Source organism: Bradyrhizobium semiaridum (assembly GCF_020329505.1).
Lineage (GTDB): Bacteria > Pseudomonadota > Alphaproteobacteria > Rhizobiales > Xanthobacteraceae > Bradyrhizobium > Bradyrhizobium semiaridum.
This window is the reverse complement of the sequence record NZ_JAGKJJ010000013.1, coordinates 37,002-54,373: the sequence shown is the minus strand read 5'-3', so window position 1 is coordinate 54,373 and position 17,372 is coordinate 37,002. Positions and strand designations below refer to the sequence as shown.

18 protein-coding genes and 1 tRNA gene are annotated in these 17,372 nt (G+C 65.1%); 5 read left to right on the top strand and 14 right to left on the bottom strand.

Going from position 1 to position 17,372, the window contains the following annotated elements; translation table 11 throughout:
* Positions 1-4: 4 nt before the first annotated feature.
* From rplK to J6500_RS17060, 6 genes are all read right to left on the bottom strand, one after another.
* Complete coding sequence (gene rplK / locus J6500_RS17080; RefSeq protein ID WP_011088164.1) at positions 5-433, bottom strand: 50S ribosomal protein L11; 429 nt, start codon at positions 431-433, stop codon at positions 5-7.
* 130 nt (positions 434-563) lie between these two features.
* Entirely contained in the window at positions 564-1,097 is a 534-nt protein-coding gene (gene nusG, locus J6500_RS17075; RefSeq protein ID WP_016840553.1) for a transcription termination/antitermination protein NusG, read from the bottom strand.
* A 20-nt stretch (positions 1,098-1,117) separates the two neighbouring features.
* Positions 1,118-1,309 (bottom strand): preprotein translocase subunit SecE, encoded by a 192-nt coding sequence (secE, locus tag J6500_RS17070; RefSeq protein WP_225713863.1) that lies wholly within the window; start codon positions 1,307-1,309, stop codon positions 1,118-1,120.
* A 339-nt stretch (positions 1,310-1,648) separates the two neighbouring features.
* A complete protein-coding gene (locus tag J6500_RS32230; RefSeq protein ID WP_376707819.1) occupies positions 1,649-1,771 on the bottom strand; it encodes a hypothetical protein in 123 nt (40 codons plus the stop codon).
* Positions 1,714-2,907, bottom strand: coding sequence for an ATP-binding protein (locus J6500_RS17065; protein ID WP_225713862.1), 1,194 nt, complete (start codon positions 2,905-2,907; stop codon positions 1,714-1,716). Before J6500_RS17065 ends, J6500_RS32230 begins: the two co-directional genes overlap by 58 nt.
* An 83-nt stretch (positions 2,908-2,990) precedes the next feature.
* Positions 2,991-3,737 carry a response regulator gene (locus J6500_RS17060; protein ID WP_225713861.1) on the bottom strand — a complete coding sequence of 249 codons (747 nt, stop codon included), beginning with the start codon at positions 3,735-3,737 and terminating at the stop codon, positions 2,991-2,993.
* Positions 3,738-3,943: 206 nt separating this feature from the next.
* On the opposite strand from J6500_RS17060, the gene J6500_RS17055 reads away from it, so the two are divergent.
* On the top strand, positions 3,944-4,855 hold the full coding sequence (locus J6500_RS17055) for a DUF3313 domain-containing protein (RefSeq protein ID WP_225713908.1): 912 nt from the start codon (positions 3,944-3,946) through the stop codon (positions 4,853-4,855).
* Between the two features lie 7 nt (positions 4,856-4,862).
* Here J6500_RS17055 and J6500_RS17050 read toward each other — a convergent pair whose 3' ends face one another.
* Together J6500_RS17050 and J6500_RS17045 are read right to left on the bottom strand one after the other, a co-directional pair.
* Positions 4,863-6,476 carry an acyl-CoA synthetase gene (locus J6500_RS17050; RefSeq protein ID WP_225713860.1) on the bottom strand — a complete coding sequence of 538 codons (1,614 nt, stop codon included), beginning with the start codon at positions 6,474-6,476 and terminating at the stop codon, positions 4,863-4,865.
* A 55-nt stretch (positions 6,477-6,531) separates the two neighbouring features.
* Complete coding sequence (locus J6500_RS17045; RefSeq protein WP_225713859.1) at positions 6,532-7,296, bottom strand: FadR/GntR family transcriptional regulator; 765 nt, start codon at positions 7,294-7,296, stop codon at positions 6,532-6,534.
* Between the two features lie 181 nt (positions 7,297-7,477).
* On the opposite strand from J6500_RS17045, the gene J6500_RS17040 reads away from it, so the two are divergent.
* A complete protein-coding gene (locus J6500_RS17040) occupies positions 7,478-8,683 on the top strand; it encodes an ABC transporter substrate-binding protein (RefSeq protein ID WP_225713858.1) in 1,206 nt (401 codons plus the stop codon).
* 62 nt (positions 8,684-8,745) lie between these two features.
* On the opposite strand, the gene J6500_RS17035 is transcribed toward J6500_RS17040, so the two are convergent.
* Both J6500_RS17035 and J6500_RS17030 read right to left on the bottom strand, forming a co-directional pair.
* Positions 8,746-8,821, bottom strand: a tRNA-Trp gene (locus J6500_RS17035).
* Between the two features lie 91 nt (positions 8,822-8,912).
* A complete protein-coding gene (locus tag J6500_RS17030) occupies positions 8,913-9,587 on the bottom strand; it encodes a hypothetical protein (protein WP_225713857.1) in 675 nt (224 codons plus the stop codon).
* 160 nt (positions 9,588-9,747) lie between these two features.
* Between J6500_RS17030 and J6500_RS17025 the strand changes: the two genes are divergently transcribed.
* Positions 9,748-10,971 (top strand): serine hydrolase domain-containing protein, encoded by a 1,224-nt coding sequence (locus J6500_RS17025; protein WP_225713856.1) that lies wholly within the window; start codon positions 9,748-9,750, stop codon positions 10,969-10,971.
* A 59-nt stretch (positions 10,972-11,030) separates the two neighbouring features.
* On the opposite strand, the gene J6500_RS17020 is transcribed toward J6500_RS17025, so the two are convergent.
* Both J6500_RS17020 and J6500_RS17015 read right to left on the bottom strand, forming a co-directional pair.
* Entirely contained in the window at positions 11,031-11,798 is a 768-nt protein-coding gene (locus J6500_RS17020) for an SDR family NAD(P)-dependent oxidoreductase (RefSeq protein ID WP_225713855.1), read from the bottom strand.
* Between the two features lie 74 nt (positions 11,799-11,872).
* Positions 11,873-12,580: a histidine phosphatase family protein gene (locus J6500_RS17015; RefSeq protein WP_225713854.1), complete on the bottom strand. Its 708-nt coding sequence runs from the start codon at positions 12,578-12,580 to the stop codon at positions 11,873-11,875.
* Between the two features lie 137 nt (positions 12,581-12,717).
* Between J6500_RS17015 and J6500_RS17010 the strand changes: the two genes are divergently transcribed.
* Positions 12,718-13,503, top strand: coding sequence for an SDR family NAD(P)-dependent oxidoreductase (locus J6500_RS17010; RefSeq protein WP_225713853.1), 786 nt, complete (start codon positions 12,718-12,720; stop codon positions 13,501-13,503).
* 253 nt (positions 13,504-13,756) lie between these two features.
* Positions 13,757-14,935, top strand: a complete 1,179-nt coding sequence (argE, locus tag J6500_RS17005) for an acetylornithine deacetylase (RefSeq protein ID WP_225713852.1) — start codon at positions 13,757-13,759, stop codon at positions 14,933-14,935.
* A 78-nt stretch (positions 14,936-15,013) separates the two neighbouring features.
* Here argE and J6500_RS17000 read toward each other — a convergent pair whose 3' ends face one another.
* Together J6500_RS17000 and J6500_RS16995 are read right to left on the bottom strand one after the other, a co-directional pair.
* A complete protein-coding gene (locus tag J6500_RS17000; RefSeq protein ID WP_225713851.1) occupies positions 15,014-15,928 on the bottom strand; it encodes a DMT family transporter in 915 nt (304 codons plus the stop codon).
* A gap of 152 nt (positions 15,929-16,080) precedes the next feature.
* On the bottom strand, positions 16,081-17,139 hold the full coding sequence (locus J6500_RS16995) for a phosphotransferase family protein (protein WP_225713850.1): 1,059 nt from the start codon (positions 17,137-17,139) through the stop codon (positions 16,081-16,083).
* Between the last annotated feature and the right edge of the window lie 233 nt (positions 17,140-17,372).

Genomic DNA, 17,372 nt, shown 5'->3' with positions numbered 1-17,372 from the left:
CGCTTTACCCCGCAACTTCCAGACCCATCGAGCGGGCCGAGCCCTCGACCATCTTCATGGCCGACTCGATGGTGTCGCAATTCAGGTCCTTCATCTTCTTCTCGGCGATCTCGCGCACCTGCGCCTTGGTCACCTTGCCGGCCTTGTCGCGGCCCGGCGCCTTCGAACCGGACTGGATCTTGGCGGCCTGCTTGAGGAAGTAGGACATCGGAGGGGTCTTCATCTCGAAGGTGAAGGACCGGTCCGCATAGATGGTGATGATCACCGGGATCGGGGTGTTCTTCTCTTCCTTCTGGGTCTGGGCGTTGAACGCCTTGCAGAACTCCATGATGTTGAGGCCGCGCTGACCAAGCGCGGGGCCGATCGGGGGCGAAGGATTCGCCGCACCGGCCGGGACCTGAAGCTTCAGGTATCCGGTCACTTTCTTTGCCATTTGATACTCCTGTTATGCCGGACGGTGCCGGCGGTTTCAGGTTCCGTGGTCCGGTCGAGGCGGCTGGCAACCCGCCTCCTCCCTCCCACGGCCTTTGGTAACGCGAGGCGGTATACCCCACGCCGTCCGGTCAGACCACCTTTTCGACCTGACCGAATTCCAGTTCGACCGGGGTGGCGCGGCCGAAGATCGACACCGCGACCTTCACGCGCGAGCGCGCCTCGTCGATTTCTTCCACCACGCCGGAGAACGAGGCGAACGGGCCGTCGGCCACGCGCACATTCTCGCCGATCTCGAACGACACCGACGCCTTGGGTCGCTCCACGCCCTCCTGCACCTGATGCAGGATGCGCATCGCCTCGGCCTCGGAGATCGGCATCGGCTTGTTTTCCGCGCCTAGGAAACCGGTCACCTTCGGGGTGTTCTTGATCAGATGGAACGCCTCGTCGGTCAGCTTCATCTTCACCAGCACATAGCCCGGGAAGAACTTGCGCTCGGCATCGATCTTGCGGCCACGGCGGACCTCGGTGACCTTCTCGGTCGGGACCAGGACCTGCTCGAACAGTTCTTCCAGCCCGCGCTGCTTGGCCTGCTCGCGGATCGATTCCGCGACCTTCTTCTCGAAATTCGAGTAGGCGTGGACGATGTACCAGCGCTTGTCCATCAATTGGGTTCCGGTGCTCATCAGTGGATGCCCAGGATCAGGGTAACCAGATAGCGGATGACCTGATCCGCTGCGAAAAAGAAGATCGAGGCCAGCGCCACCATCACGAACACCATGATGGTCGTGATCGTCACTTCGCGGCGCGTCGGCCAGGTGACCTTCGCGGTCTCCGAACGCACTTCCTGCAGGAATTTAAACGGGCTGAAAGCCATCGTTGGATCCGCGTCCGTCACCGGACATTTGCAAAGTTTCAAGGAATCCGAACAGCCGACCTTGCGGACCCAGCCCTCGTTTGGAAGGTTGAGCCGGTAACGAGCTCGATTGTTCGGGGGATTTAAGCCGCGCCGGATATCCGTCATTTAAGCGGGCCGGCAGCGAGTGCCGCGTATCTACTGCGGGACCGGCCAAAGGTCAAGGTCCGCAGGGACCGCACCCAGCCTCGACCGGCCCCCGGCCGACCAACCATTAGCCATTCTAAATCAATGACTTAGCCTGCGATCCCAAGCCCTGTCCTGGCTGCCGGCCCAGATCAGCGTCGGCAGTCTCCCCGCTTACGTCACGACGGGCTTCGGCGGCAGCAGCATCGATACCAGCAATCCGCTCGGCTGGCGCGGCTTCAATGCGATGCTGCCGCCATGACGCTTGGCGATATCCTGCGCGATCGACAGCCCCAATCCGAAGCCGCCGCTGCCCTGCCGCGCGCTGTCCGCCTTGAGAAGGGCTCGAACACCTTATCGCGCAGCGCCGGCGGGATGCCGGGACCATCGTCGGCCACCTCGATCTCGATGTGGTCGGCCTCCGTGAGGCGGAGCGCCACCGCGACCGTGCTGGCGTGCTTGACCGCATTCTCCACGACGTTGGTGACGGCGCGCGACAGCGCACGGGGACGGCAGACATAGGGCAGACGGGCGGGCCCGGCATAGGACACCGAGTGGCCCATGTCGGCGAAGTCCGAACAAATGGTCTGCAAAAAACTCGGCAGATCAATGCACGATTCCGCCTCCAGGCGCGCGTCCTCGCGAAGGTATTCCAGCGTCTCGTTGATCATCCGCGTCATCTTGCCGATGTCGCCGAGCATCGCCGTGCGCAGGGTATCCTCGCGTACCCGCTCGGAGCGCAACCTGAGCCGCGTCAGCGGCGTCCGTAGGTCGTGACTGATGGCAGCCAGCATTCGCGTGCGGTCGTCGAGCAGCGCACGGATCCGGGTGCGCATGTCGTTCAGCGCGTCGGCGACCTGGGCGATCTCGAGCGGGCCGCGCCGCCGCAGCACACCGGGCGCTCCGGGCGAGCGGCCGAACGAGGTTGCGGCGCGGGCGACCTCCGCGAGCGGCGCGATCACCCAGCGCACCGCGTAGATCGACAGCAGCAGCATCGAGATCAGCACGACGATCGCCATCGCGGCGGCCGGGCGGAGCAGAAAGGACAGAAAGCCGCGTTCGACCGCGATGTCCGCCATCAAGGCGTGGCCGTCGTCAAGCCTCACGATCACCTGTGACGACGAGCCCGTCGGATGGCGCAGTTCCTCGAGCAACTCAACTCCAGGCTCGGCCGCCAGTTTCCGGAATGCTCTCATGGAAAACGGCCGCGCATCGGCGGCCGTTCGCGGCACGAGTTCGTCCAACGCGACGCGCCTGACGTCGAGCCCGCCGCGCCTGGCCGCGTCCAGCAGCCGGTCCGCTTCAGTCGGCGTGTCCGTGGAACGCAGCAGCTGCGCGACCTCCACGACCCGCCCGGCGAGAAACTTCTGTGTGTCGTTGGCCGAAGGTGAATGAGAATCGAACAGAAAGATCACGGTCGCCGCCGCGAGCATGATGCCGATCAGCTCCGAGAGCGCGACGAGACTCATGATCTGCGCCGCGATGCTGCGCGGCAGGAGCCGCTGCGCCCATCCCATCAGATCTGCTCGACAACCGGCGTGAACAGGTAGCCGCCGAGCCGCACGGTCTTGATCATCGAGCGGTCCTTCGGGTCCGGCTCGATCTTCTGCCTGATGCGGCTGATATGGACGTCGACGCTGCGCTCGACCGACGCGATCAGCCCGCCGAAGGCGTGCTCGATCAATTGCTCGCGCGACAGTACCTGCCCCGGGTTGCGGCAGAATGCCAGCAGCAGATCGAACTCGGCTCCGGTCAGCGTGATCCGGACGCCTGAGGGATCATGCAGCTCGCGCGTCGTGGGATTGATGCGCCACCCGGCGAAGCTCAGCGGACGCGGCCGGGAGCGCGCCGAGGAGCCGCTTTCGACCCGGCGCAGCAGCGCGCGGATACGGGCCACCAGCTCGCGCGAATTGAACGGCTTGGTCACATAGTCGTCGGCGCCGAGCTCGAGGCCGAGAATGCGGTCGATGTCCTCGCTGCGCGCCGTCACCATGATGATCGGTATCGAGGACGAGGTGCGCAGGCGGCGGCAGATGCTGAGGCCATCCTCGCCCGGCAGCATCACGTCGAGCACGATGAGATCAAAACTCTCGCGCTTGAGCAGCGCATCCATCTCGCCGCCCGAACCGACCAGCACCGGCCTGAAGCCGCTATCCTCAATTATCTCGGCCAGCATCCGCGCGATGTCGGCGTCGTCCTCGACGCAGAGAATGCGCGCGTTGGTGACGGGGAAAGTCACGAGGTCGTATTCCAGCACTTGCATCGCGACATTCTAGAGACGTCTGCAGCAGATGCGCAGCCACGCAAATATAGCGTTTTGTTAAGCATGCGCTTCCAAATGTGGCCCAAATAGGCCGCGCGGTTTCGCAGCCTACAACTGACTTAATATCTCTTAATCCTGACTGGGGCGGGGCCTGCTTTATCGTGATCCGCGATCGTTCGTGGGGTGAGCGGTCGTTGAGGGATCACATGAAAGTCGAGTTTGGACCGGGCGCTGCGGCTGATGTTACGCAGGGCGCGGGACCGGGGTGGCATGATGGCCGGTACTATTGGCCGCCTGCGCTTGCCGGAGCTGCGGTCGCGGCCGCGCTGTTATCGGGCTGCGCCAGCGCGCCGATGACCAGAGGCGGATCACTGGCTTCCTATGACAACCTGACGCCGTCTGACGGGCTGCTGGCGAAATCGCTGGTGCGGGTCAACAAGGACGAGGTCCTTGCCGCGAAGACGGTCCGGATCGTTCCGACCACGTTCGCGCAGACCGCCTCGCCGACGCTGTCGCAGGAGCAGCGGCACCTCGTCGCCAATGCGATCAATCGCTCGCTGTGCGTCGGCCTGAGCGAGCGGCTTCAGGTTGTCGGTCCAGACCAACCTGCGGATCTGACCGCGCACGCGCTCGTCACCCAGGCCGCCCCCACGGACGAGGTTGCCGCCGGCGCTTCCAAGGTGGTCGGCTTCCTACCGACCGCGCTCGGCGCGGGCGTGCCCGTACCGGTGCCGCGGTTGCCGATCGGTCTCGGCAGCCTGACCGTCGAAGCCGAGGTGCGCGATCCGGCCAGCCGCCAGCAGGCAGCGATGGTCTGGGCCCGCGGCGCGAATTCATTCACCAACTCGCCGAGGGTTTCGACCGCCGCCGACGCCTACGACCTCGCCGCCTCCTTCAGCGACGACTTCAGCAAGCTCGTCGTGACCGGCGCGACGCCGTTCGGAAAACCGCCGACGCTGCCTTCGTTCGACCAGATCGGTGTCTCGCTCGGCGGCAAGCCGAAAGATGCGGCTTGCGAGGTGTACGGCCGCAATCCCGGGCTGATCGGCATGGCGGCCGGGAAGCTTGGCTTACCACCGGAGTGGTCGGACAAGACGCCGGTGACAGCCAGCCAATAGCGGTCGCCTACCCTGCAAAGCGCTTCTGCACCGCCTGGTCGAGCGTCGCACCACCGACATAGCGCTGGCGCAGCTCGCGCTTGAGCAGCTTGCCGCTCGGGTTCTTCGGCAGGCTGTCAACGAAGATGACCTGCTTCGGCACCTTGAAATGCGCCATCGACGCCGCGCAATGCTTGATGACGGCATCGGCGTCGAGATTCTGGCCGGCCTTGACCACGACGATCGCGGTCACCGCCTCGATCCAGCGCGGATCGGGCAACCCAACCACCGCGACCTCGGAGACTTCAGGCAAGCGGTAGATCATTTCCTCGACCTCGCGGCTCGCGACATTCTCGCCGCCGCTCTTGATCATGTCCTTCACGCGGTCGACCACGGTGATATAGCCGTCGGCATCGACGGTCGCGAGATCGCCGGAATGAAACCAGCCGCCGGCGAACGCCGCGGCGGTCTTCACCGGATCATTGTAGTAGCCAGACAACAAATGCGGCGAGCGGTGCACGATCTCGCCGACTTCACCGAGCTTCACGTCGGTCATGTCGGGATAGACGACCCGCGTCTCGACATTGATCGCGGGCTTCCCGGCCGAGCCCGCCTTCGGCAGCTGATCCTCCGGGTTCAGGACGGTCGCGAGCGGCGCGATCTCGGTCTGGCCGTAGAAATTCCAGAATTTCACATCGGGCAGCCGGCGCTGCAATTCGAGCAGCACCTCGACCGGCATGATCGAGGCGCCGTAATAGCCCTTGCGCAATGTCGACAGATCGGTGCGGTCGAACGCCGGCGCGCGCAGCATTGCGATCCAGATCGTCGGCGGCGCGAAGAACGCGTTGATCTTGTGGGCTGCAATCAGCGCCAGGATGTTGTCGGCGATCGGCTTTCCGGTGATCAGGCTGGTGGCGCCGAGATAGATCGCGGGCCCGAGGAAGACGTCGAGCTGCGCGCAGTGATAGAGCGGCAGCGCGTGCAGCACGGTGTCGTCGGTCGTCATGCCGCCGTCGATGATGCAGCTGACATACTGCCACATCACGGCTTCATGGGTCAGGATCGCGCCCTTCGGCAGCGACTCGGTGCCGCTGGTGTAGATGATCTGCGCGGGATCACGGCTGTCGACGGACGCCGCGGGCACCGAGGCGTCGCTGTGCAGCAGGCTCTCGAACGTCCTGATGCCCTCGGGCGCCGTGGCCGGATCCTCGCCCGGCAGCCAAACCAGCCCCTCGACCGCGGAGCCCTTGGCGGCCGCGGCGCGCGCGGTGTCGACGAAGTCGGGCCCAGCTGCGAGCAGCTTGGCGCCCGAGTTGGCGAGGATGAAATTGATCTCGTCCGGGTTCAGCATGAAGTTGATCGGCACCAGGATGGCGCCGATCCGCGCCACCGCGAAGCGCAGCGCGGCGAAGGCATGCGAGTTGCGCGACAGCACCGCGACACGATCGCCCTTGGCGACGCCGAGGCCAAGCAGTCCACGCGCCAGCCGGTTGCAGATCGCGTCCATCTCCGCGAACGTCCAGTTCACCTCGCCGCAGATCAGCGCGGTCTTGGCCGGATAGCGCCGCGCGGAGCGGCGCAGCAGATCGCCGATGCTGTGCTCGCGGGCGCGCTGGATGGTGGTTGCGATATCGTCGCTCATATGTCCCTCCCGAATGTGCTTGTTGTCGTTGTTCTGATCGGAGCTGCCAGCCGCGCTATTGCCGGGCGGCATAGGCGTGCTCCATGTAGGTGTGCTCGACCGAGCGATCGAGCGAGGCGATCTTCTCGAAGCCGCGCCGCCAGTCCTGCAGGTGACGGCGCGTCCACAGCACGCCGGCCGCCTTGTCGCGCCGCCTGATTGCATCGAGCAGATGGCGATGCGCCTCGACGAGGCGCGCGCCGCCCTCTGGTACGCTGCCGACGATCATCTCGGTGGTCGGAAAGAACAGCTGCGCGGCCGGCTCGCGGGCGAGCTGCAGCACCCGGTTCTGCGAGGCTTTCGCCATCAGCACATGAAATTCCGCATCGAGCTCGGCGAGCGCCGCCGGCCGCTCCACCACCTCGGCGCTGCGCGCGAGATTGTCGGCGAGCTCCCTGATGTTCTCCTCGGTCGCCCGCTCCACCGCGCCCTCGACGCTCGCCACCTCCAGCGTCATCGACGCCTCGAACAATTCGCGGAACGTGACCTCGTGCAGGATCAGCGCGCGCGACAAACGGGTGGCGAGCTTGTTGTAGCGCGGCAAGCAGGCCTGCAGCCGGCGGCTGGAGTCGCGGCGGATCAGGCCGCCCTCCTCCAGCACGCGGATGCCCTCGCGCACCGTCGAGCGGTTGACGCCGAACTGCTCGACGAGCTGCTGCTCGGTGCCGATCGGCTCGCCCGGCTTGATCCGGCCGTTGATGATCTCGCGCTCGATCGCGTCCGCGACCTTCTGATAGGCCGGCGCGACATCGATGCGCCGGAACAACGGCGTAGAGGCCACCCGCCGGCTCCCGATTGTTGATTGTCCGACAAAGGATAAGCGAAGGCGTTAGGAGCGTCAAACCAGGCGTTCTCGGGCCAAATGTCGCGGCCGCGCGGCCCCGAATTGACTCCCGGAACGGTCAAATCTAGCTTTGTCCGACAAACTGATAAGAACAATTGGGGATTGGGGAGGCATCATCATGAAATCCATCGCCACGATTCTGTCCGCCGCCGGCCTGCTCGCCGCGGCGCTGGCAGGACCCGCGCTCGCGCAGCAGACGCCGCTCAAGATCGGCGTGCTCACCGATTTCCAGTCGGTCTATTCGGACATCGGCGGCCAGGGCAACGTCGAGGCCACCAAGATGGCGATCGAGGATGTCGGCGGCACCATGTTCGGCAAGCCGATCGAGGTGGTCACCGCCGACCCCATGAGCAAGGCCGACGTCGCCGCCACCATCACCCGCAAATGGTACGAGGCCGAAGGCGTCGACATGATCATCGACATGCCGACCTCGGCGACCGCGCTGGCCGGCATGGAGATGTCGAAGCAGTTCGAGAAGATCATGATCGTGACCGATGCGGCGAGCTCCGACATCACCGGTAAATCCTGCTCGCCCTACACGCTGCACTGGACCTACGACACCTATGCCAACGCCCACACCGTCGGCAGCGCGATCGTCAAGAACGGCGGCGACACCTGGTTCTTCATCACCGCCGACTATCTGTTCGGCCATTCGATCGAGCGCGACACCGGCGACGTGGTCCGCGCCGCCGGCGGCAAGGTGATCGGCAGCGCCCGGCATCCGCTCAACACACCGGATTTCTCGTCCTTCCTGCTGCAGGCCCAGGCCTCGAAGGCCAAGATCATCGGCATGGCCAATGGCGGCGGCGATACCATCAATACCATCAAGCAGGCGGCCGAGTTCGGCATCGTCGCGGGCGGCCAGAACCTCGCCGGCATCGTGATGTTCATCTCGGACATCCACAGCCTCGGCCTGAAGCTCGCCCAGGGCCTGATCATCACCGAGGCCTATTACTGGGATCTCAACGATCGCACCCGCGCCTTCGGCAAGCGCTTCTTCGAGCGCATGAAGCGGATGCCGACGATGAACCAGGCCGCGACCTACAGCGCCACGCTGCACTACCTCAACGCGGTGAAGGCCGCCGGCACCAAGGAGACCAAGCCGGTGCTGGCGAAAATGCGCGAGACCCCGGTCCGCGACGCCTTCACCGACAACGGCGTCGTCCGCGAGGACGGCCGCATGGTGCACTCGATGTTCCTGTTCGAGGTCAAGAAGCCCGAGGAATCGAAGGCGCCGTGGGATTACTACAAGGTGCTCGCCGAGGTCCCCGGCGACCAGGCATTCCGGCCGCTGAAGGACGGCGGCTGCCCGCTGATCAAGTAGTCGAAATGAAAAATGGCCGGGGCTGCGCCTCGGCCAACATCTTGAATTTGTTCGCTAAAAGCTGGCAGGAGTGGCAGGGCTCGAACCTGCGACCCCCGGTTTTGGAGACCGGTGCTCTACCAATTGAGCTACACTCCTGCAGGGAACCCGCGTCGCCGCCGGTTCGCGCCGTTTCAAGCATAAGCCGTGCCCCGAATGCAAGGGCGAAGCGAATGCTGCGCGACGTCCGCTAGGTTTTATTGTTGTTGAGCAGCCAAAGCCTATAGGTTTCGCCGTAACGCGTGGCCACCTTGTCGGCCGGGCTTTGCTTGTCGGAGTCGTCGATCGCCGCCTGTACGATCGCGCCGGCGATGCCCTGGCCGGTGTAGAGAAATGCGGTCAGATTCGGATAGGCGATTATGACAGCACCGGTTCGCGCATCGACCAGAGTCGCGTCCGCGATCATGCCGCGGTGGCCACCGAGCACAACCCGCTGCACCGCCGACGGCAGCGCGAAGCTCTTGACCACGATATCGAGCCGCACCGGCCGGGTGCCCGCGAGCTGGCCGGCCATCGCCTGCTCGACGCCGGACTTGATTCGCGGCGCCAGCAGACCCTGCACATAGGCCCTCGCCTCCGGCGTGTTGGCCGCCGCCGTGATCTGATCGTCGCTGATCGTCTTCGCATTTGCGTAGGCGCGGATTCCCTCCTCCCACACAACCTGCGCGTCCGGCGCAAAGCTGACGGCAACCGCCGTCAGCTTCAGGCTGGCGAGATCGTTTTGCGACAGCGAATTTTCCACGGTCACGCAGCCCGCAAGCGCGAGCATCATTCCCAGCGCGACGACGCGCGCCAACCCCGGCCATTGCCTCAAGAAAGCCCCCATACCCAATCGTTCGCCCCGCAGGTAGCAATAGGAGGCCATGGCGACGTTTGTCTACCTTTAATTGTATTGCGGCGCGGTGGGCCTGCGGGCTTGCCCTGCGATGACGCCGGTGCTGCATGCGCCGGGGTATCTGTTCATTGCGCGGCTGGTGCGCGACACTCGCGATCATCGGCCAACGAGAAGAGCACAGGGAGAGACCATGAACGTTCACACCGCTGCCAGGCCCGCTGCCGGCTCGAAAACCCCATCCCTGCCCGAAGCCAAGCCGGAGGCGATCGGCCTGTCGCGCGTGCGGCTGCAGGCGCTGTCCGACACGTTCAAGCGCGAGGTCGACAGGGGAACTCTGCCCGGCGCGACGGTGCTGGTGGCCCGCCGCGGCCAGATCGGCTGGTTCGATGCGATCGGCCGGCAAAGCCCGCTGGCTGCCGCACCGATGGCGCATGACAGCATCTTCCGCATCTTCTCGATGACCAAGCCGATCGTCTCGGTCGGCATCATGATGTTGCTGGAGGACGGCCAATTCCTGCTCAACGATCCCGTCGCGAAATACATCCCGGAATTTGCCGAGACCAAGGTCGGCGTCGAGCGCAACGGCACGCTCGAGCTGGTGCCGGCCAAGCGGCAGATGACCATTCAGGATCTGCTCCGCCACACCTCGGGACTGACCTATGACCACACCGGCAACGGCCTCGTGCAGCGGCTCTACCAGCAGTCGCGGCTGCGCAGCCGCAAGATCACCAATGCCGAGCACGCCACCATGCTCGCCACCATGCCATTGATCTGCCAGCCGGGCGCCGAATGGAACTACAGCCGCTCGACGGACATCCTCGGCCGCATCATCGAAGTGGTCAGCGGCCAGACGCTCGGCGCATTCCTGCACGAGCGCATCCTCGCGCCGCTCGGCATGGCAGAGACCGCCTTCCACACCGGCGAGCAGAATGCCGGCCGGCTGGCCGAGGCGTTCACGACCGACCCGTGGAGCCGCGAGAAGGTGCAGCTGTTCAACATGCTGGAGAAGCCGGCGATGGAATCCGGCGGCGGCGGCCTGGTCTCGACCACGATGGACTATGCGCGCTTCGCCCAGATGCTGCTCAATGGCGGCACGCTCGACGGCACCAGGATCATCGGCCGCAAGACGCTGCAGCTCATGGCCGCCGATCATCTCGCCGCCGATGTCAGGATCCAGGGCACCTTGGTGCCGCCCGGCCACGGCTTCGGCCTCGGCTTCGCCGTGCGCACCCAGCAGGGCATCGCGCCGTTCTCCGGCTCGGTCGGCCAGTTCTTCTGGAGCGGCATGGCCGGCACGTTCTTCTGGGTCGATCCCAGCGAAGACCTGATCGCGGTCTTCATGATGCAGGGTCCCGGCCAGCGCGAATACATCCGTTCGCTGCTCCGCAACGGCGTCTATGCGGCGGTGGAGTGACCATTGCGGCTCGAGATCCCGGGTTCGCGCTGACGCGCGCCCCGGGATGACGCTTCGCGTCAGCTGATCGTCGCGCCGCCGTCGATCACCATGGTCTGGCCGGTCATGAAGTCGCCGGCGCGCGAGCCGAGGAAGACGGCGGCGCCCGCGATCTCGTCCGGCACGCCGATCCGCAGCAGCGGCGAGCGCGAGGTCGAGGCCTTCAAATTCTCCGGATTATCCCACAGCGCCTTGGCGAAGTCGGTCTTGATCAGGCCCGGCGCGATGCAGTTCACGCGGATGTTGTGCTTGCCGTATTCACAGGCGAGGTTGCGCGCGAGCTGCATGTCCGCGGCCTTGGAGATCGCGTAAGCGCCGAGGATGGTCGAACCCTTCAGGCCGCCGATCGACGAGACGATGATGATCGAGCCGTCCTTGCGCTCGATCATCTGCGGCACCACCATCGAGATCAGCCAGTTGTTGGCGACGATGTTGTTGTCGAGGATTTTCCTGAACTGGTCGTCGGAGATGCCGGCGAGCGGCCCGTAATACGGATTCGACGCCGCGTTGCAGACCAGCACGTCGATCTTGCCGAAGGCGCGGTTGCTTTCGTCGACGAGGTTCTGCAGGTTTTCCTTCGACGAGATGTTGGCGGCGATCGCGACCGCGGTGCCCTTGCCGAACTTGCTGTTGATGTCAGCGGCGACCTGGTCGCAGACGTCGGCCTTGCGCGAGGAGATCACGACCTTGGCGCCATGCTCGGCCATCCGCTCGGCGATCGCAAGACCGATGCCGCGCGTCGAGCCGGTGATGACTGCGACCTTTCCCTTCATGTCGAACAAGCTCATGTTTCTCTCCCAGATGTGAAGTGTTTGAATTCTGCGTCGAGCTTAAGCATCGTTGCGGTGGTGCGATAGCGACATCACGCGAGCTTGGTCACCGACCTCACTTCGGGCCCGGCCTGCTGATGCATCGCGGCGTGGCGCGGATCGGCGATCCAGGGCTGTTGGTTGACCATCGGCAGGCGCCAGGTCGAGAGACTGGGCGCCGCGACGTGATCAAGCCGCGTGACCGAGACGTTGTCGATGTCAAAGGACAGCCCGCGGTCAGGCTGGCCGCCGAGCGCAAGCCCGACCGCGCATTTGATCACGCCGCCATGACTGACGGCGACGATGTCCCTGCCCGCCTCGGCAGCGTTGATCCGCACGATCGCGCGGCAGACCCGGGTGTACATGTCCATGTAGCTCTCGCCGCCGGGCGCCGGCTCGTTGACATCGGCGAACCAGGTGCTGCCGACCGGGCGGCTGGCGAGAAATGTGGCGCGGTTCATGCCCTGCCATTGCCCGAGATGCTGCTCGGCGAAGTCGCGCTCCTGCGTCATGCCATCCGGCCTTGGAAATCCGGCGGCCCAGATCGCCGCCGCGGTCTGATGCGTGCGTTTCAGATGGCTCGAGTACCACACCGCACCACGCGGCAGCATCTTGGCGACCGCCTCGAACACTTCGACATCGCCGGTGTCGCACTCGATATCGGCCTGGCCGTAGATGTTGCCGCCATCGCTGCGCACCGGAGCATGGCGCACCCACCACCAGCGCGTCACGATCACCTTTGGTTGGTCTGCATTGGACATCGCGAACGCCCTTCCATACTGTCCACCGTCGCTGTACGTCAGAGCATACATCGTCTCAAGTGCTTCCGACGTTTGAAATTCTGTTTGAATTCCGTCGCGCGGCAGGCGCGGCGGAGCATGTAATCAGGGAGAAAAGCATGGGCCGCCTCGAAGGCAAATCCGTCGTCATCACCGGCGCAGGCAGCGGTATCGGCCGCGCCGCCTCGCTGCTATTCACCAGGGAAGGCGCAAAACTGATCGCGGTCGATCGCAGCGACGGCGTCAACGAGACGGCGAAGCTGGTGCGCGATGCCGGCGGCACCGTCGAGGCCGTCACGGCCGACGCCGGCTCCGAGAGCGACGTGAAGGCCTTCATCGACAAGGCGGTTGCAACCTACGGCAAGCTCGATGCGATCTGGGCCAATGCCGGCGTCAGCGGCGGCCTGGTGCCGCTCGCCGATCAGACCGTCGAGCACTGGCAGGAGGTGCTGCGCGTCAACCTGATCGGCCCGTTCCTCGCCATCAAGCATTCGATCCCCTACATGACCAAGCAAGGTTTCGGCTCGATCGTCTGCACCGCCTCGGTCGCGGGCCTGAAGTCCGGCGCCAGCGGGCATCCCTACGGCGCGAGCAAGGCCGGCGTCATCAGCCTGGTGCAGACCACCGCCTACTCGCTCTCCGGCACCGGCGTCCGCATCAACGCGATCTGCCCGGGCCTGATCGAGACCGGCATGACCAAGCCGGTGTTCGACCGCGCGAGGGAACGCGGCACCGCCGACAAGATCGGCCAGCTCAATCCCTTGAAACGCGCCGGCCAGCCGCACGAGCTCGCAGCAATGGGATTGTTTCTGGCGAGCGATGAAGCGTCCTACGTCAACGGCCAGGCCATCCCGGTCGACGGCGGTCTGACGGCGTCGATGCCGTATACCGGGAAGCCGATTTAGCGGGGCGACGCTACCGTCGTCGCGGCGGAGGCCGGGATAACGCCACATTCACAGCTGTCGTCCCTGCGAAAGCAGGGACCCATACTCAGCGGCGGATGTTGTAGGTGGGACTCGTCATTCCGGCGGTGCGCAACGACAACCATCGGCGGCTATGGGTCCCTGCTTTCGCAGGGACGACACCAAGTTTGGTTTCGCAGCCCTGCCAAACAACGCCGTGTCACCGCCAGCCTCGATCCTGCAAATGAGCCGGACCATGCCAAGCCAACGTCCCGACCGCATCCGCAAGCTGCTCGCGGACCTCGTCGCCTTCGATACCGTCAGCGACCGCAGCAACCTGCCGCTGATCGACCATGTCGAAAAATACCTTGCGTCGCATGGCGTCAGCGGACAACGGATCGTCGACGAGACCGGACAGAAGGCCGCGCTGTGGGTGACGATCGGTCCCAAGGACAAAGCGGGCCTGGTGCTGTCGGGGCATACCGACGTCGTGCCGGTCGCGGGACAGGACTGGACCCATAATCCGTTCGAGCTGGTCGAGCGTGACGGCAAGCTCTACGGCCGCGGCACCACCGACATGAAGGGTTTTGTCGCAGTCTGCCTCGCAATGGTGCCGGACATGATCGCGGCCGATCTGACGACGCCGATCCATTTGGCGATTTCCTATGACGAGGAGATCGGCTGCGTCGGCGTGCGACCGATGCTGCGCGAGATCGTCCGCCAGGGCATCAAGCCGCTCGGCGCCTTCATCGGCGAACCGACGCAGATGCAGGTGATCATCGGCCACAAGGGCAAGCACGGCGTGCGCGCCACCTTCCGCGGCCTCGCACGCCACTCCTCGATCGCGCCCGACGGCATCAACGCGATCGAATATGCCGCCGAGCTCATCGTCGAGATCAGGCGCCGCGCTGAACTGCTCGCAGCGAAACCCGAGCGCGACAGCCTTTACGACGTGCCCCACTCCACGCTGCTCACCAGCATCGTGCACGGCGGCGCGGCGCTGAACATCGTGCCCGATACCTGCGTGGTGGAATTCGAATGCCGCGGCATCGGCATCACCGAATCGCGCCAGGTCACCGACGCGGTCATCGCCTGGGCCAGAGCCGAGATCGAGCCGAGGATGCGCGAACGCTATCCGGACTGTGGCGTCGATTTCGAGGAGATCCTCGATTATCCCGCGCTCGACACCAAGGCGGACCACGCCATCGTCACGCTTGCCAAGCAATTTGCCGGCCGCAACGACGACGCCAAGGTCGCGTTCGGCACCGAAGCCGGCTTGTTCGACAGCCTGGCCGGCGTGCCGTCGGTGGTGATCGGCACCGGCTCGATCGCACAGGCCCATACGCCGGATGAGTTCGTCGAGATGTCGCAGCTGTTGGCCTGCGCTGATTTCGTCGCGCGGCTGATCGCGCATTGCGCGAAGGGTGTGGCCTAGGCTTCGTAGCCCGCATGAGCGAAGCGATATGCGGGAACGCTTGCCCCGGGTATCGCTACGCTCACCCGGGCAACGGGCTCACAATCCATCCGGCGGCAGGCCGGGACCGCTGGCGGCGGGGCGGAGCTTGTCGCGGAGGCGCTCGCGGTAGAAGGCGTAGAGGCCAGAGGCGACGATGATCGCGGCGCCGATCAGCATTGGAGCGTCAGGCTTGTGGCCGAAGGCGAGATAGCCTGCAAGCATCGCCCACAGCAGCGCGGAATAGCGGAACGGCGCGATCGCCGAGATGTCGCCTGTCCGCAGCGCTGCGATGATGCATTGGTAGCCGATCAGGATCAGGATCGCGGCGACCGCGAGCAGGCCGAGCGCGTGACCGGACGGCGGCCGCCAGCCGCCGAGCGGCCCCAGCACCGCGGCCCCGGCCGTCGACACCGTCACCGTGGTCAGCAGCGTGATGAACAGCGTCGGCAATTCCTTCGGGATTCGACGGGTGGCCAGGTCGCGCACCGTGCAGAAGCCGACCGAGGCCAGCGCCAGCAGCGCGGCCTGGCTGAAGCCTTCCGCGCCCGGCCGGACGATGATGAGCACGCCGATGAAGCCGGCCGCGATCGCAAGCCAGCGCCGCCAGCCGACCGGCTCGCCGAACACCAGCGCCGCGCCGAGCGTGATCACCAGCGGCAGGGCCTGGAAGATCGCCGATGCATTGGCGAGCGGGATCTGCGAGATCGCGGAAAGGTAGGTCAGCGTGCCGCCGATCTCGCCGATCACGCGCAGGGCCACCGGCCAGATCAGGAGCGTGCGCAGGCTGCGCAGTGCGTCGCGATAGGCGGCGAGCGCCGCGACCAGCACGATGGCAAAGCCGCCGCGGACGATGAGGATCTCGCCGATGTTGAGCTCCGCCGACACCGCCTTGGTGATGGCGTCGTTCACCGTGAAGCTGGCCATGGCCGCGGCCATCAGCAGGCTGCCGAGAAGGTTCGACGAGAGGTTCAAGATGATGTGTCCGAGCAGGACCGGGCGGAAGCATTGACCGGTCTGGCTTTGCCAAAGCAACGGCGCGAACTCAAGTCACAGATGGCTACAATCCGGACATAGTAGCCACACAGAAACGGCGCGATCCGGGATGGATCGCGCCGCTGATCTCCTCAAACCGCGCCGGCCTTCTGCGCGTAGGCCCAGGCCGCCTGCGACAGCGGCACGGTGCGCTTGGCCGACTCGATGGCCTTGGCGTTGGCGGCGGTGCCGTCGCGGATCCGGCCCGCGATACCCTGCGTGATGCCGGCGAGGCGGAACGTGTTGTAGGCGAAGTACCAGTTGAGGTCGGGCACTTCCATGTTGGTGACGTCGCAGTAGATTCGCGCCGCCTCCTCCACGCTCGGAATGTTCAGCGCCTTGAGGTCGGCGCCGGCGAGACCCGGCATGGTCCACTGCATCAAGAGGTAGGTGAAGTCGGCCATGGGATCGCCGAGCGTCGACAGTTCCCAATCCAGCACCGCCTGCACGCGGGGCTCGGTGGCGTGGAAGATCATGTTGTCGAGGCGGTAATCGCCATGGACGATCGAGATGCGCTTCTGCTCCGGCACCGTCCGCGGCAGCCACTCCGCAACCTTCTCGAACTCCTCGATGTGCTGCGTCTCGGAGGCGCGGTACTGCTTGGTCCAGCGGTCGATCTGCCGCGCAAAATAATTGCCGGGCTTGCCGAAATCGCCGAGCCCGATGGCTTCGGGATTGAAGACGTGGAGATTGGCCAGCGTTTCGATCTTGCTGGTGAAAATTTTTCGGCGCGCGTCGGGCTCCTGGCTCGGCAGCGTCGGATCCCAAAACACCCGCCCCTCTTCCATCGACATGATGTAGAAGGCGGAGCCGATCACGGCATCGTCGGTGCATAGCGCATAGGCTTTCGCGACCGGAAAGTTTTGCTTGCCGAGCGCGGCGATGACGCGAAACTCGCGGTCGACCGCATGCGCCGACGGCAACAATTTACCGAACGGCTTGCGGCGCATCACATAGGCGCGGCCGGGCGTCTCCAGCTTGTAGGTCGGATTGGACTGACCGCCCTTGAATTGCAGGACTTTCAGCGGGCCCTGATAGCCCTCGACATGTTCCCGCAGCCAGGCGTCGAGATTGGCCTCATTGATGCGATGCCGCTCCTCGACTTCCCTTGTGCCGGAAAATTCCTCGTCTTTCCTGACGCTCTCCGCCACGATGACGCTCCCTCAATCTAATTCTTGGAGAGCGTCGTTAGCACGCTCCCGTTGATGCGACACGAGGTTTTAGCCGAATGGCAGCCGCGAAGGAACTGCGCCCCCTCTCCCGCTTGCGGGGGAGGGTCGGGGTGGGGGTAGCACCGCAAGTCCCACTGTGGAGAGAGCCCCCACCCGCAGCGCATCTTCGATGCGCTGCGACCTCCCCCGCAAGCGGGAGAGGTGAAGCGAGT